This is a genomic window from Xanthobacter nonsaccharivorans (assembly GCF_043194755.2).
Taxonomy (GTDB): Bacteria; Pseudomonadota; Alphaproteobacteria; order Rhizobiales; family Xanthobacteraceae; genus Xanthobacter; species Xanthobacter autotrophicus_G.
This window is the reverse complement of sequence record NZ_CM195526.1, coordinates 878603-894506: the sequence shown is the minus strand read 5'-3', so window position 1 is coordinate 894506 and position 15904 is coordinate 878603. Positions and strand designations below refer to the sequence as shown.

General features: G+C 69.1%; 11 protein-coding genes. 6 read left to right on the top strand and 5 right to left on the bottom strand.

Annotated elements, in window-relative coordinates; translation table 11 throughout:
- Positions 1–125: 125 nt before the first annotated feature.
- A complete protein-coding gene (carB, locus tag V5F59_RS04065) occupies positions 126–3500 on the bottom strand; it encodes a carbamoyl-phosphate synthase large subunit (RefSeq protein WP_393980292.1) in 3375 nt (1124 codons plus the stop codon).
- Between the two features lie 342 nt (positions 3501–3842).
- Between carB and V5F59_RS04060 the strand changes: the two genes are divergently transcribed.
- Positions 3843–4277: a GtrA family protein gene (locus tag V5F59_RS04060; RefSeq protein ID WP_393980294.1), complete on the top strand. Its 435-nt coding sequence runs from the start codon at positions 3843–3845 to the stop codon at positions 4275–4277.
- 15 nt (positions 4278–4292) lie between these two features.
- Here V5F59_RS04060 and V5F59_RS04055 read toward each other — a convergent pair whose 3' ends face one another.
- Positions 4293–4997 (bottom strand): hypothetical protein, encoded by a 705-nt coding sequence (locus tag V5F59_RS04055; protein ID WP_393980296.1) that lies wholly within the window; start codon positions 4995–4997, stop codon positions 4293–4295.
- Between the two features lie 270 nt (positions 4998–5267).
- Positions 5268–5816, bottom strand: a complete 549-nt coding sequence (locus tag V5F59_RS04050) for a DUF2478 domain-containing protein (RefSeq protein ID WP_393980298.1) — start codon at positions 5814–5816, stop codon at positions 5268–5270.
- Between the two features lie 187 nt (positions 5817–6003).
- On the opposite strand from V5F59_RS04050, the gene V5F59_RS04045 reads away from it, so the two are divergent.
- Positions 6004–6423: a DUF930 domain-containing protein gene (locus V5F59_RS04045; protein WP_393980300.1), complete on the top strand. Its 420-nt coding sequence runs from the start codon at positions 6004–6006 to the stop codon at positions 6421–6423.
- A 22-nt stretch (positions 6424–6445) separates the two neighbouring features.
- On the opposite strand, the gene V5F59_RS04040 is transcribed toward V5F59_RS04045, so the two are convergent.
- Complete coding sequence (locus V5F59_RS04040; protein ID WP_393980302.1) at positions 6446–10447, bottom strand: beta strand repeat-containing protein; 4002 nt, start codon at positions 10445–10447, stop codon at positions 6446–6448.
- Positions 10448–10795: 348 nt separating this feature from the next.
- On the opposite strand from V5F59_RS04040, the gene V5F59_RS04035 reads away from it, so the two are divergent.
- Both V5F59_RS04035 and V5F59_RS04030 read left to right on the top strand, forming a co-directional pair.
- The gene (locus tag V5F59_RS04035; protein ID WP_393980304.1) at positions 10796–11365 is read left to right on the top strand and encodes an invasion associated locus B family protein; all 570 of its coding nucleotides are present in this window, start codon (positions 10796–10798) and stop codon (positions 11363–11365) included.
- A 165-nt stretch (positions 11366–11530) separates the two neighbouring features.
- Positions 11531–11803 (top strand): hypothetical protein, encoded by a 273-nt coding sequence (locus V5F59_RS04030; protein ID WP_393980306.1) that lies wholly within the window; start codon positions 11531–11533, stop codon positions 11801–11803.
- A gap of 78 nt (positions 11804–11881) precedes the next feature.
- On the opposite strand, the gene uvrB is transcribed toward V5F59_RS04030, so the two are convergent.
- Positions 11882–14563 (bottom strand): excinuclease ABC subunit UvrB, encoded by a 2682-nt coding sequence (gene uvrB, locus V5F59_RS04025; RefSeq protein WP_393980308.1) that lies wholly within the window; start codon positions 14561–14563, stop codon positions 11882–11884.
- Between the two features lie 138 nt (positions 14564–14701).
- On the opposite strand from uvrB, the gene V5F59_RS04020 reads away from it, so the two are divergent.
- Together V5F59_RS04020 and V5F59_RS04015 are read left to right on the top strand one after the other, a co-directional pair.
- Positions 14702–14971: a hypothetical protein gene (locus tag V5F59_RS04020; protein ID WP_393980310.1), complete on the top strand. Its 270-nt coding sequence runs from the start codon at positions 14702–14704 to the stop codon at positions 14969–14971.
- A gap of 3 nt (positions 14972–14974) precedes the next feature.
- On the top strand, positions 14975–15904 hold the full coding sequence (locus V5F59_RS04015; RefSeq protein ID WP_393980312.1) for a C1 family peptidase: 930 nt from the start codon (positions 14975–14977) through the stop codon (positions 15902–15904).

Here is a 15904-nt window from a genome sequence, read left to right as displayed (position 1 = left end):
GTCCTGCGGGGTACACATCCCGCGGGCGAAGGCTTCGCCGCCCCTCCTCCTGCTGGAGAAGGGGACATCCCACGCCCGTGGTTGAACGAGGGCCACGCGCGCCGCGTCCGCCGGGGGACGCAGGTTCAGGCGACGGAGGCTTTGCCCCGCGCCCCGGCGTGCGAGTCTTGCCCACCGGCACTGAAATAGCCCTGCAGCGGCCGCACGGTCAGGTCTCCGCCCACATAGGCCTTGATCCCCTGCGCAGCCGCGATGGCTCCGGACAGCGTGGTGTAATACGGCACTTTCTGCAAGAGGGCGGCCCGCCGGAGCGACCGGCTGTCCGCAAGAGCCTGCGCACCCTCGGTGGTATTGAAGACCAGCTGCACCTCGCCGTTCTTGATGGCGTCGACGATGTGCGGGCGGCCTTCGAGCACCTTGTTGATCTTGGCGGCGGGCACGCCGTGCTCCTCCAGGAAGCGCTGGGTGCCGGAGGTGGCGATCACCTTGAAGCCGAGCTCCACCAGCATCCTCATGGTCGGCAGGATGCGCTGCTTGTCGCTCTCCTTGAGCGAGACGAACACCGTGCCGGACTTGGGCACCTTGGTGCCGCCGCCCAGCTGGCTCTTGGCAAAGGCGACGCCGAAGTCGGTGTCGAGGCCCATGACCTCGCCGGTGGAGCGCATCTCCGGGCCCAGCACCGTGTCGACGCCGGGGAAGCGGGCGAAGGGGAACACCGCTTCCTTCACCGCGATATGGCCGAGCTTGGGCTGCACCAGGTCGAAGGACACGAGCTTCTCGCCCGCCATCACCCGCGCCGCGATCTTGGCGATGGACAGGCCGATGACCTTGGCCACGAACGGCACCGTGCGCGAGGCGCGCGGGTTCACCTCGAGAACATAGATCTCGTCGCCCTTGATGGCGTACTGCACGTTCATCAGGCCGCCGACGCCGAGGGCCAGCGCCATGGCAGCCGTCTGCTTCTCCAGCGCGGCGAGGGTGTCGGGCGAGAGCGAACACGACGGCAGCGAGCAGGCGCTGTCACCCGAATGGATGCCCGCCTCCTCGATGTGCTCCATGATGCCGGCGATGAAGACGTCCTTGCCATCACAAAGAGCGTCGACGTCCACCTCGATGGCATCCGACAGATAGCGGTCGAACAGCAGCGGATTCTTGCCGAGAACGGTGTTGATCTGGCCGGTCTTGTCGTTGGGATACCGGGCCTTGACCTCCTGCGGCACGAGGCCGGGAAGCGTCTCCAGCAGATAGTCGCCGAGCTGGCTCTCCTCGCGGATGATCTGCATGGCCCGGCCGCCCAGCACGTAGGACGGGCGGACCACCATGGGGTAGCCGAGCTCGCCGGCGACGAGGCGCGCCTGCTCAACCGAATAGGCGATGCCGTTGGCCGGCTGGCGGATCTTCAGGCGATCCAGCAGGGTCTTGAAGCGGTCGCGGTCCTCGGCGAGGTCGATGGCGTCCGGAGAGGTGCCGAGGATCGGCACCTCCGCGTCTTCCAAGGCCTTGGCGAGCTTCAGCGGCGTCTGGCCGCCGAACTGCACGATGACGCCCTTCAGGGTGCCGTTCGTCTTCTCGCGGGCGATCAGCTCCAGCACGTCCTCGGCGGTCAGCGGCTCGAAATAGAGCCGGTCCGAGGTGTCGTAATCGGTGGAGACGGTCTCCGGATTGCAGTTGACCATGATCGCTTCATAGCCCGCGTCCTTCAGGGCGAAGGCCGCATGGCAGCAGCAATAGTCGAACTCGATGCCCTGGCCGATCCGGTTCGGACCGCCCCCGAGGATGATCACCTTCTCGCGGTCGGACGGGAAGGCCTCATCGGCGAGCTGGCCGGCGAACGGCGTCTCATAGGTCGAGTACATGTAGGCGGTGGGCGAGGCGAACTCGGCCGCGCAGGTGTCGATGCGCTTGTAGGCCGGGCGCACGTCCAGCGCCTGGCGCCGCGCGCGCACCTGGGCCTCGGTCAGGTGTGCAAGGGTGGCGAGGCGCGCGTCCGAGAAGCCCATGCTCTTCAGGCGGCGGAACTGCCCCTCGGTGCCCGGCAGGCCGAGGCGGCGGACCTTCGCCTCCATCTCGACGATGCCGCGGATCTCGGCCAGGAACCAGGGATCGATCTTGCAGGCGGCGTGGATCTGCTCGTCCGTCAGGCCGAGACGCATGGCCTGCGCCACGTAGAGCAGGCGATCCGGCGTGGGCGTGCCGAGCGCGGCGCGCACCGCATTCTTGTCGTCGCCCTGGCCGAGGCCCTCGATCTCGATGTCGTCGAGGCCGGTGAGGCCCGTCTCCAGAGAGCGCAGGGCCTTCTGCAGGGATTCCTGGAAGGTGCGGCCGATGGCCATGGCCTCGCCCACCGACTTCATGGCGGTGGTGAGCACCGGATCGGCGCCGGGGAACTTCTCGAAGGCGAAGCGCGGCACCTTCGTCACCACATAATCGATGGTGGGCTCGAAGGAGGCGGGCGTCGCGCCGCCGGTGATGTCGTTCTCGATCTCGTCCAGCGTGTAGCCCACGGCCAGCCGCGCCGCGACCTTGGCGATGGGAAAGCCGGTGGCCTTGGAGGCCAGCGCCGAGGAGCGCGACACCCGCGGGTTCATCTCGATGACGATGAGCCGGCCGTCCTCCGGATTCACCGCGAACTGCACGTTGGAGCCGCCGGTCTCCACCCCGATCTCGCGCAGCACCGCCAGCGAGGCGTCGCGCATGACCTGGTATTCCTTGTCGGTGAGCGTCAGCGCCGGGGCCACCGTGATGGAATCACCCGTGTGCACGCCCATCGGGTCGATGTTCTCGATGGAGCAGATGATGATGCAGTTGTCCGCCTTGTCGCGGACCACCTCCATCTCATACTCCTTCCAGCCCAGCACGCTCTCCTCCACCAGCACCTCGTTGGTGGGGGAGGCGTCGATGCCGCGCTCGATGATCTCGATGAACTCGGCCTTGTTGTAGGCGATGCCGCCGCCCGTGCCGCCCATGGTGAAGGAGGGGCGGATGATGGCGGGCAGGCCCACCTCCTCCAGCGCCTCGAGCGCCTGGGACAAGGTCTTGATCTGGCGGGACTTGGGCGTGGAGAGGCCGATCTTGGTCATGGCCTCGCGGAACATCTCGCGGTCCTCGGCCTTGTCGATGGCCTCGGCCGTGGCGCCGATCATCTCCACGTCGTATTTTTCAAGCGTGCCCATCTTCTTGAGGGACAAAGCGCAGTTCAGCGCCGTCTGCCCGCCCATGGTGGGCAGCAGGGCGAAGCCCCTGGAGCGGTCGCCGCGCTCCTTCTCGATGATCTTGGTGACGATCTCGGCGGTGATGGGCTCGATATAGGTGGCGTCCGCCATGTCCGGGTCGGTCATGATGGTCGCGGGGTTCGAGTTGACGAGGACGACCCGGTATCCCTCCTCCTTCAGCGCCTTCACCGCCTGCGTTCCGGAATAATCGAATTCGCAGGCCTGACCGATCACGATGGGACCGGCGCCGATGATGAGGATGGTTTCGATATCGGTGCGTTTCGGCATATCCGTCTTGAGCTCTCGACCGCCGCCGCAAGGTTCCCGGAGGAAGCTTGTCGACGTCAGGATCCGGTTTCGTCGAAACCCCGGCACCACGGCCTGGGCGGGGCTCGTCCCCCTTCCGATCACGCTCCGGGCGCAAAAAAAGGGCCGCGGGTCACGCGCCCCCCGAAAGGATCGAGCTCCGCCCCGGACCGGTCCGAAGCGTGCGCGCATGGGCACCGAGCGAGTGCGAGGAGGTCACACCTCGAGAAAACTCTTTACCCTGCGCGCTGATGGGCTTCCTTAGACCATAATTTGCGGCGACGGAAGCCGCCAGCAGATCTTCCTGTCCGGAGCCCTGTCCCGGTGCCACCCCCCATTGCCGCCCTGATTCACCAATACCGTGACCTGATCCGCCAGTTCTCCACCTTCGTCGGGGTGGGGCTGGCCGCCACCTCCGCGCATTTCGCCGCGCTGGCGCTGGTGGTGGAGAAGGGCTGGCTGGGGCCGGTGGCCGGCTCGGCGGTGGGATTCGTGGTGGGCGGGGTGGTGTCCTACACCCTCAACCGGCGCTTCACCTTCGAATCGTCCCGCTCCCATGCGGGGGCGGTGCCGCGCTTCCTGGTGGTGGCGCTGGTGGCCTTCGTCCTGAACGGGGTGCTGATGGATGTGCTGGTGCACCGGCTGGGGCTGTTCTACCTGCTCGCCCAGGCCATCACCACCGGCATCATCATGCTGTGGACCTTCTCCGGTTACCGCATCTGGGCTTTCGCCCACCGGACCGGCGCCCGCGGGGCGTGAGGGCGCAGGCCTGCCCTAGCGGTAGTTGACCCAGAACACGCCAACCGTCGGGTTGGCGGCGCGGATTGCGGGGTCGTTGGAGCCGAAGCTCTTCGGTCCGGAGATCCTGGTCTGGGCTGCATCGCTCACCGTGGCGGACAGCGCCAGCTGGGCGCCCAGCGCGCAGCCGCCGCCCAGATTGGCGAGCTTGCCGCCGCGCCAGTCCGCCACCACGCCGCCGGCATTGCCGCCGAAGCCCTGGATGCGGAAGGGCTTGCCGTTGGCGCGCTCGAGATCGGCAAGGCTGGCGCCGATGCCGATGCCGTTCACGCTCCAGGCGGTGGATTCGGTGAAGGCGACTCGGCGGGGAGCGACGAGGTTCACCGGGTCCTTCCAGGCGATCTCGAGACTCAGGGCCGGATCGTTCGGCAGCAGCACGATGCCCGGGGCGGTGGAGCCGTCCGGCGAGATGACGTTGCCGGAGACCACATTGGCCTGGCCGAAATCGGCGGCGATGTTCACGGCGGTGGTATTGGGCGCGAACGGGCCGGTGCACTGGAACTGGCGCGGCCCGGCGGTGGGCTTGGGAATGGAGACCACCGTCTCGGAATAGTCGCCGAACGCGTCGGTCTGCTTCACCACGCCCGTACCCCAGCTGTCCGGATTGCCCTGGCAGGCGGCGAGGGCGAGGCCGGCGGCGAGCACCGCGACGGAAGCAGCAGGGGAACGACGCAGGACCATGACCGCCTTCTTGGGAGAGGGAGCGAATGCCGGCGCACGACAGCCCCGCGCCCGAGCCCTACCCCGGTCACGCACGCCCCGCGCCCGTTCTTCTTAAAGCCTTTTGTGGCGAAGGGGAAACCGCTTCCCGCGCGATCCGGCGGCGCGGCGCCGGGCACCGCATGCCCGCCGTCGCGAGAGAAGCCGCGCGCGCCCATCCTCAACCTCAAGCGGCAGCCACGAATGCCCGTGTTCCGGGAGCGGAGGCGCCGCAGGCCGATCCGTTATGGGCTAGTCGGCAAGTTCCGCCACGGCGAGGCCCCACCACGCCTCCACCGCGGACAGATCCGCCGGCGCGACGGCGGCGAGGTCGCCGACGAAGCCATCCCATTCCAACCGCACGGTAGGGGAAACGGAGGTCAGAACCGCCATCTCGGCGGCAACGGCGGCGTGGAAGGCGCTGGTGAGCCCGCGCCCCTCGGCTTCCTGCCGGCCGAACTTGGAGAGGATGACCACCGTGTCCGAAAGATCGCCGCCCGCCGCGACACGCTCGGCGATGGCCCGCTCCACCCCGGCGGAGGCTGCCGCGAGGCCCGCCGGATCAAGGCTGCATCCGGCCGAGCCGGGCCCGAGGTCCTGATGCAGGCGGTTGGTTTCCCCGGAAACGAGGTCGAGCAGCAGCACGTCCTCGTGGGCGCAGCCCGGCGGCAGGTGCTCCACCACCCCCAGCACGCGCACGCCCTGCTCCCGGAGCCGTCCCGCCGCCCGCACGAGCAGGGACTGGATCACCTCCCGGTCACCGCCCTGCAGGGCGAGGATCATCGGCCGATCATCCGCCATCACGCGTCCACCTTCTCCCCGCCCCGGCTTCGCCCCGCGGGCCCCGTCCGCGCAGCTGTATCAGGGTCAACATAACACATCATGCGGCCGATCAATGGCCTCAATGGCGGCGGCGCCGTCCCATCCCCGCCACAAGCGCATATTAAGCGTGCTGATTCGATCCTGTCAGCCTTGGATGCGCCATCCCGTGAAACGTCTCGCCTTGACCGCCCTCGCCTTCTGCCTCGTGCCCGCGGCGGCATTCGCCGGCGCCGCCCGGCACGACCGGGGGAAGCACGAGGAGCCCAAGCGCGACCGGACGATGCTCCATGTGGACCTGCCCACCCGCATCGAGCAGCGCTGCAACGCCCGCGCCATGGGCGAGGTGAGCCGGCAGCACGCCGACATGCGTCCCGAGGAGGTGGTGGCCTACGCCTTCGGCGACCCGAAGCCCGGCCCCGCCTCCGTCACCGCGCCGGGCGCGGCGGTGCGCAGCCGCGGGCACTGGTATCGCCTCTCCTACCATTGCCGCACCAGCCCCGACGGCATGGACGTGGTGGACTTCGGCTTCGAGCTGGGCAGCGAGGTGCCACGCCAGGACTGGGCCGCCCACAGCCTCGTGCCGTAGCAGCCCCCCCGCTGGCCCCGGGTCAGAACACGCGGCGCATGCCGCCGGAGAAGGCGCCCCCGGAGATGTTGTCGCCGAAGCGGTAGTCCGCCTGGAGGAAGCCGAGCACGCCGAGCGCTGGCGCCTCGCCCGCAAGGCCCACGCCCACCTGCCCGAAGGTGCCGAGGCCGGTGACGCCGAACAGCGCCGCCCCGCCGAAGCCGTCCGCAAAGGTTCCGGCGCCGGTGCCGGCGAACTCGTGCCACACGCTCACCTCCACCGAGGGCCGCAGCACGAGGCCCTGCCCCGCGGCGATGCGCGTGCCCACCTTCAACCTGAGGCTGCCGATCAGGCTCTCGACCGGATCGGTGGACAGGATGCCGAGGCCGCCCGGCAGCAGCACCTCGTCCACCCGGGCGGTGGCATAGTCGAAGCCGGCGGAGGGCTCCGCGAACCAGCTGCCCCCGAGGGGCGCCACGCCGCCGGCATGGGCCGTCACCGCCCAGCCGTCCGCGCCCGTCGCCGCACCGGAGAGCCGCGCCGCGGCGTTGGTCAGGTCCATGCCGTAGGTGGTACGCAGCACCTGCACGTCCGCGTAGAGCCCGTGCCCCCGAAGCACGGCATAGGCGCCATAGAACGGCGCATCCACGCTGGTGGACACCCCGCCGCCGTTCGCAAGGGTGTTGTCCAGCTGGACATCCCCCGCCGTGAGGCCCACGTGCGCGGTGAAGCCCGAGCCGGCGATGTCGGAGCGGGAAATGTCGGCACCTACCTGGAAGCCGCCGAAGCTGGAGGTGAAGGTGGAGGCCGCCGCCACGCTCGCGGTGGCGCCCGCCACGCGGGTGGTGCTCACGCTGTCCATGTCGTAGCTGCCGCCCTTCAGCCGCGCCCACAGGCCATAGGACACCTGATCCCGCACCGGATCGGCCGGCCCCGACACCACCATGCTCATGCTTTCGAGGAAGCCGGTGGTGAAGGCGGTGAGGGTCGCCGCCACGCTCGCCGCCAGGCTGCCGGCGGACGGATTGAGAGTGGAGCGCACCGCCCATTCGTCGCCCGCGTGCACGAGGCTGTAGTCGATGAGGCCGCGGGACCCGAGCCCGGTGGCGGTGAACGCATCGTCCGCCCCCTCCCCCTTCACCACCACGATGTCGTTAGCGAAGAGGCCGCTGTTCGCGCCCACGTTGCGCAGCTCCAGCGCGGTGGCGCCGCTCACCGCCTGCGCGTCCAGAAGGTCGGCGCGGGTGGTGTCGGCCCGGGTGGAGGACAGGTCGATGTCCATCACCACCACCGCGCCGGCCGTGCCCGCATAGGTGCCGGCCACCGTGAGTGTGTTGTAGGTCGCGGTGCCCTGCGACAGGCTCACCGTGCCCGCATTGGCGAAGTCCCCGCCCACCTTCAGGCTGGCCGCGCCGAGGACCTGCACCGTCCCGGCATTGGCCACGCTGCCGCCCACCAGCAGGTTCGGCAGCGCCGGGCTCGTCACCCCGTCCACATAGAAGGTGGCGCCCGCCGCATTGCTGACGCCGCCGGTGATCTCTCCTGCCGCGGCCAGCGTCCTCCCGTTGACGATGCTCCCGTCCCAGACGCCGTAGGTGGCGAGCGTGCCATCGGTGTTGCTGGCCGAGCCGACCCAGGTCCCGGTGTTGACGATGGTGCCGGCGTTGCCCAGCACATCGCCCGTCCAGGTGGCGCCGGAGAGATTGGAGATGGTGCCGGCATTGGCCACCACGTCGCCGGACCAGGACGTGCCGGCGCCGGTGTTGACGATGGCCCCCGTATTACCCGCCACCACACCGTACCATGTCGCCGACAGCTGGTTCTGGATGGTGCCGGCATTGCCGCTGACCGTGCCCGCCCAGCCGGTGCCCGTGCCGGTGTTGAGGATGGTCGCGCCGGCGGCGTTGTCGAGGATGTCGCCGGACCAAGTGCCCCCGCCGGTGTTGGTGATGGTGCCCCCGTTGGAGGTGACCGCGCCGGTCCAGATGGCGCCGCCCTGGTTCCAGACGGTGCCGGCATTGGTGACCACGGCGCCGGTCCAGGTGGAGGCATCGTTGGTGATGCTGCCGCCGGCGGCGTTGGACACGACCTTGCCGGTCCAGGTCGAGCCGAAGACGTTCTGGATCGTCCCGCTGTTGCCCACGTCGCCCGACCAGCCCGACCCGTTGGAACTGACGATGGCGGCCCCGCTGGCGTTCGCGGCCACGGCGCCGGTCCACGTCGCCCCCGCATCATTGATGATGACCCCGGAATTGCTCACCACCTTCCCGGTCCAGGAGGTGCCGGAGCCGGTGTTGGTGATGGTGCCGCCGTTGCCGGTGATGTCGCCATCCGTCCAGATGCCGCCGGCGCTGTTCTGGATGGTGGCGGCATTGCCGGTGACCGCGCCGGTCCAGGTGGACCCGCCGGAGTTGTAGACATAGCCGGTGTTGCCGGTGACGGCGCCGCTCCAGCTGGCGGAGTTGGTGCTGCTCACCACGCCGGAATTGTCCGCGACCGTGCCGCTCCAGCTTGCCCCGTCATTGTAGACGTAGAAAGTGTTGCCCTTCAGCGCGCCGGTCCAGCTGGTGCCCGCCCCGCTGTTGCGGATGACGCCGGAATTGTCGATGGCGTCGCCGGTCCAGCTCGCCCCGTTCAGGTTTTGCACCGAAAGCGCGTTGTGGACGTCGCCGATCCAGCGGGTGCCTGTCCCCGCATTGGTGATCGTGCCGGAATTGGCCTCTACCGCGCCGGTCCAGGTGGCACCGGACAGGTTGGAGAGGCTGCCCGTGTTGGACGTGACCGCGCCCGTCCAGCTGGCGCCCGTCTCGTTGGTCACGAAGCCCGAGTTGCTGGCGAGCGCCCCGCTCCAGCTGGCGCCGTTCCGGTTGTCGAGAGCGCCGGCGTTGCTGGCCGTCCCGGTCCAGCTGGTGCCTGCCCCGTCGTTGGTGATGGTGCCCTGGTTGGAGGTCACCGCGCCAGACCAGCTCGCGCCACTGGTGTTCTCGATGGTGGCGACGTTCGCCGCCACGTCCCCGGTCCAGAGGGCGCCGCCGGAATTGGTGACGCCCCCCAGATTGCCGAGAACGGCGCCGGTCCACGTGGTGCCGGCGCCGTCATTGAGGATGGTGTTGCCGTTGGCTTCCACCGCTCCGGTCCAGCTGGCGCCGGAGAGGTTCCGGATGGTGCCGCCATTGCCCTGCACCGCGCCGGTCCAGCTGCCGCTTTGCTGGTTCGTGAGGGTGCCCGCATTGGAGACCACCGCGCCGGACCACGTCCCCTCGTTGGTGAGGGTACCGGCGTTGGTGTTCACGGTGGCGTTCGTGGAGCCGAGGTTGGTGAAGGTGCCATTGTTGTCGAGGGTGCCCGACAGCGCCGCGCCCGCCTCCACCGTCACCGCGCCGCCGAGGCCGTTGGTGAGGCTCGTGGCACTCACCGTGCCCTGCTGCACATGGAGCGTGCCGTAGTTCGCGATGGTATCGACGGTGAAGGTCACGTCGGACGCGAGAGTGAAGGTCGTCCCCGCCGAGGTGGTGAGGGAAGAGGCCGAATAATCCGCCGCACCCGAGAGCGTGACGGCGCCGCCGGTGACGGACAGCGCCTGAAAGCTGCCGCCACCCTCGAAGGTGAGGGTGTTGCCGCCCTGCTTGGTGAGGGGCCCGTCCGCGGTGATCGCCCCGGCGAAGGTGGTGTCGGTGAGGCTTGTGTCCACATAGCCGCCGGTGGCCAGCACCAGCACCGGGTAGACGAAATTCGCGTCGGGCGGCGGCGCCACGGGCTTCAGCGTTCCGCCATCGAAGATCATGGGGTCCTGCTGGGCGGCCGCGTCGTTCTGGCTGTAGCTCGCCTGGGACGTGTCGATGTAGAGGAGCGCCGCCTGCGCCGGCCCGGACCGCAGCGCCGGCAGGCCCGCGCCGAGGGCGGCGGCAAGCACCGTCGAGCCCATCAGCGCGCGGCGCAGGCCATGGCCGCCGCCGCGCGGGAGGACCGCCGGCCAGAGGAAAACAGGAGATCGGGAACCGGTGGAGATGGCGTGCGCTGCTGCCGCCCGGATGCAGCGCGTCATCTCAGCGCCTCGCAGGCGGCCGCCAGACGGCCGGCGCCACCTTCATCCATTCAGGAGGCCTCTGGGGCGCCATGGGGGGCAAGGGATGTCCTCTGCTCGAAAGCCGTTCGTCGCACTGCAAAAACTATGGGTAAGCGCGCTTAATTCTTCGTTATCCCAAACAAGGCGTTACCTTCGCCGCCGGGTGGCGGGGAGTCCGCGCTGCGCTGCAATTCCCAAGCGGGGCCACGTCCGCTACGAGAGGGGTGATGCGCCGGCGCCCGAAGCGCCCGGCCGGAGCGCGCGCCGATGGGCTTGCGTCGCCATTTGATCGGATCGCGCTCAGAGGGGCGGCGAGGAGGACGGGGCATGGGGACGATCCGACGGCGCTCGGGACCGGGCAATCCGGGATCTCCGGCGGGAATGCGCCGCGCGGCGGGCGCCCTGGCCGCCCTCGCGCTGGCAACGGGCGCTGCGGTGGCGCAGCCGGCGCCGTCCTTTCCCGGCGGCGCGCAATCGGTGAGCGAGGCGTTCCAGGACTGGCAGGTGGCCTGCACCCTGCCCCAGGGCACGAAGCGCTGCGTCATTTCCCAGCAGCAGCTCGACAGCCGCAGCCGCCAGCGCGTGCTCGCCGTGGAGCTTCAGCCCAGGGGCGAGAAGGTGGAGGGCGTGCTGTTCCTGCCCTTCGGCCTGTTCCTCGAAAAGGGCGTGGCGCTGAAGCTGGGCGAGGCGGACCTCGCCGCGCTGCGTTTTTCCACCTGCCTGCCGCAGGGCTGCGTGGTGCCCCTCTCCTTCGACGCGCGGGCCCTCGCCCAGCTGAGGAAGGCCGACGCCTTGCGCGTGAACGCCGCCACCGACACCGGCCAGGTGCAGCCCTTCACCATCTCGCTGAAGGGCTTCGGCCCGGCGCTGGACCGGGCCGCCGCTCTGCTGAAGTAGGGCGCGCGGGCGGTCCCGGCGGTGGGCGCCGGCGAGGGCCTGCACCGGCTGTTTTGAACCATCGCCTGTCGGGGGACATCATGTTCGCGCACGACGGGTCCACACGGCAGGCGGCTTCATAGCCCCATGCCGCCGCAGATCAACCCGAGAAACCGGGGACAGGCCATGACCGAACACCATCAGCCGCAGGACGAAATCCGCGCCGCCTCGCGCCCGGCAAATTCAACCCGCGGCGCGGCGACGCCCCGGGCGGCGGCGGGGCTTGGGGCGATGGGCCTCGGCTCGGTGGGGGCGCTGGCCATCGGCGCGCTTGCGGTCGGGGCCCTGGCGATCGGCGCCGTCGCCATCGGCCGCCTCGCGGTGGGCCGGGCGCGCATCAAGCGGCTGGAGATCGACGAGCTGGTGGTGGGCGAGATCATCCACCGCCGGCGCCGGTAGCCCGGCATTCCGCGAACGCCGCGACCGGCGTCAGCCTGGACCGACAAGCCAACCCGCGCGGCGTGACCGCGGGCCGGCTCACCCCTTCCGCCGGCCGCCCTTGCGATATCCCTTCGTGCCCGGGTCCGGACGCGGGCCGGGGCGGAAGGTGTCCTCGCCCATGGGCACGGCGCGGTCGGAGCCGGGGCCCATGTCGTCGAGGGACGGCTTGTGGGCGCGCGTGGCCAGAGGCGGCGCCAATGGCGTCTCGGCCGGGGTGCGCGCGGCCTTCGGGGTCGCTGCGCCGGGCGGGGTGTAGGAGGCCTGCTCCTCGCCCATGCCGTCGTCATCGCCAGCGCGGGGCTTGCCCTTCGCCGGAGCGGCCTTTGCCCCGCGGCCGCGCGGCAGCAGCGCCTTGGCTCCCTCCCGGGCCTCCGCCTTCGGCGGCAAATTGGCCGCATTGCCGTATTTGCGCGCGCCCTTGAAGCCGCCAGTGCGGTCGTCCACCGCCTCCTGCCGCGCCAGCGGGTCGTCGGAGACGGCGAGCTCGGTGGCCTCCAGCCGGCGGATCTCGTCACGCAGGCGCGCGGCAGTCTCGAAGTCGAGGTCGGCGGCGGCGGCGCGCATGCGCTTTTCGAGGTCCGCGATGACCACCTTGAGATTGTGCCCGAAGGCCGCCCCCTCCTCCGCGAGGCCGGCATCCACCTGCACGTGGTCACGCTCGTAGACGGAATTGAGGATGTCGCCGATGGCCTTCTTCACGCTCTCCGGCGTGATGCCGTGCTCGGTGTTGTAGGCCATCTGCTTCTCGCGGCGGCGGGTGGTCTCCGCCATGGCCCGCTCCATGGAGCCGGTGATGTGGTCCGCATAGAGGATCACCCGCCCGTCCACGTTGCGCGCGGCGCGGCCGATGGTCTGCACCAGCGAGGTCTCGGAGCGCAGGAAGCCTTCCTTGTCCGCGTCGAGGATGGCGACGAGGCCGCATTCGGGAATGTCGAGGCCCTCGCGCAGCAGGTTGATGCCGATGAGCACGTCGAACGCCCCGAGCCGCAGGTCGCGGATGATCTCGATGCGCTCGATGGTGTCGATGTCCGAATGCATGTAGCGCACGCGGATGCCGTGCTCGTGCAGATATTCGGTGAGGTCCTCGGCCATGCGCTTGGTGAGCACGGTGACAAGCGTCCGGTAGCCCTTCGCCGCCACGGCGCGCACCTCGCCGAGCAGGTCGTCCACCTGGGTGCGCGCGGGGCGCACCTCCACCGGTGGGTCGATGAGGCCGGTGGGGCGGATCACCTGCTCCACGAACACGCCCCCGGTCTGGTCCAGCTCCCACGAGCCGGGGGTGGCGGAGACGTGGACGGTCTGCGGCCGCATGGCCTCCCACTCCTCGAACCGCAACGGGCGATTGTCCATGCAGCTCGGCAGGCGGAAGCCGTATTCCGCCAGCGTCGCCTTGCGGCGGAAGTCGCCGCGATACATGGCGCCGATCTGCGGCACGGTCACATGGCTCTCGTCGATGAAGACGAGGGAATTGTCCGGCACATATTCGAACAGGGTCGGCGGCGGCTCGCCGGGCTTGCGGCCGGTGAGCCAGCGCGAATAATTCTCGATGCCGGCGCAGCTGCCCGTCGCCTCCATCATCTCCAGGTCGTAGCGGGTGCGCTGCTCCAGCCGCTGGGCTTCCAGCAGGCGGCCCATCCTGTAGAGCTCGTCGAGCCGCATCTTCAGCTCGGCCTTGATGCCGGAGATCGCCTGGATGAGGGTCGGGCGCGGGGTGACGTAATGGGAGGCGGCGTAGACGCGCACGCTCTTCATGTCGCCGCTCTTGTGGCCGGTGAGCGGGTCGAACTCGGCGATGCTCTCCACCTCGTCGCCGAACAGGCTGACGCGCCAGGCGCGGTCCTCATAGTGGGCGGGGAAGATCTCGATGCTGTCGCCGCGCACGCGGAAGGTGCCGCGGGCGAAATCCGACTGGATGCGCTTGTACTGCAGGGCCACGAGGTCGGCGATGAGGCCGCGCTGGTCGACGCGCTCGCCCACCTTGATGTCGAAGGTCATGGCCGAATAGGTCTCGACCGAGCCGATGCCGTAGATGCACGACACCGAGGCGACGATGATCACGTCGTCCCGCTCCAGCAAAGCGCGGGTCGCCGCATGGCGCATGCGGTCGATCTGCTCGTTGATGGAGGATTCCTTCTCGATATAGGTATCCGTCCGGGGCACATAGGCTTCCGGCTGGTAGTAATCGTAGTATGAGACGAAGTATTCCACCGCATTGTCGGGGAAGAAGCTCTTGAACTCGCCGTAGAGCTGCGCCGCCAGCGTCTTGTTGGGGGCGAGCACGATGGCCGGGCGCTGCAACTGCTCGATCACCTTGGCCATGGTGAAGGTCTTGCCCGAGCCGGTCACGCCCAGCAGCACCTGGTCGCGTTCCCCCGCCTCAGCCTGCGCGCACAGTTCCTTGATGGCCTGGGGCTGGTCGCCGGAGGGCTTGAACTCGCTCTTCATCACGAATTCGACGCCGCCCTCGGACTTCTCCGGCCGCGGCGGACGATGCGGCACCCAGGTCTGTCCGGTGACCTCGGGCCGCCCTTTCTCGATCAGATGCGCCAGGGCCTGCACCGTTGCGGAAGCGCCGGCGGATTCAAAACCGACGCTAAGGTCCGAGGGATTGAGCCCGAGGGACTGCGCGAGCTGGGGGTCGAGCGCCTGCTGGGGCGCCGGCTCGAAATGGCGCTGGGAGCGCTCACCGAGCTTTCCGGGACGGGATGCTTTGGCCATGGGGGGAATATGGGGCACGCAGGCTCGATCCGGAAGTGCACACCATAAGGATGCACGGACCCCGGAATGCGTATTTTTGATTGTATTACCTTAAGACACTCTCTAAAGTTGCATTCGTTCAACTCTGGGGAGGGGGCCATGGCCGTTACCGCGCAGGAAGGCGCCAGGATCATCACCGATGCGGTCGCTGCAGCCGCAGTCGCACGCGAAGAAGCCGCGGGAGCCGCCGCCGGCGCCACGGTGGGCAAGGACTTCTGCAGTCTCTGGCCCAAAGCCAAGCCGCTGCTGGAGGTGGCCTCCACCGTGCTGGTCTTCATTCCCGGCGCGGGAACCATCGCGGGGCCCGTCCTCACGGGCCTCATCAAGATCGGGGACCAGATTTTCGCTGAAACCTGCAAGGGGGGTTGAGACATGCTCGACCTCGCCGAACTGAAAGCGGAAATCGCGGCCCGGAATCTCGGCTGGAAGCCCGCGGAGAAGTCAATCTTCACCGTCACCGAACCCGGTGGCGGCACTCAGGCCTATCTCGGGATCTCGGTGGACCCGCAGTTGGCATCCGCGCAGCTCACCGTCGCGCGGAGCGTGGAGTCCGCGGCCTTCGTGGCGCTGCCGCCGGCGCCCACCAGCATCGACTGGCGCAAGGCACGCAGCGGCGTGAATTTCGTCACGCCCATCCGCAACCAAGGCGTGTGCGGCGCCTGCGTCGCCTTCGGCACGGTGGCGGTGGTGGAAAGCCGTCTCGCCATAGAGCGGGACGAAGCCGATCCCGACCATGACCTGTCGGAGGCGGCGCTGTTCTTCGGCGCGGGCCGCACCTGCGCCCAGGGGTGGTGGCCGGAAGCGGCCCTGGGCTACGCACGCACCAGGGGCATCGGCCGCGAAAGCGACTTCCCCTATCCCGGCCACGATGCCCCGGGAAAAGACGTGAAGCCGCTGGCGTGGGTCACGGGATGGGAAAATGCGGCAACCTCGTCCCACCGCCGCAAGGCCATCGCCTATCGCGGTCCGGTGGTGGCGGTGCTGAGGGTCTATGAGGACTTCCTGCGCTACGGCAGCGGCATCTACAAATATGCGGCAGGGGAGTTCGTGGGCCTGCACTGTGTCGCGGTCGTGGGCTATGACGACGATCTAGGCGCCTGGATCATCAAGAACAGCTGGGGCCGCGAGTGGGGTGAGGACGGCTTCGGCTACATCGCCTACAATAATTGTGGCATCGACAGCGAATACGTCTTCTGGGACCCTTATGTCACCGCAGCATTCACCGCCGCCGAGCCTGCCACCGCGGGTCTTCTGGCTCGCCACGGAAAGCGCAAGCGCGCAGCCGCGCCCCGAGCCGGGTGA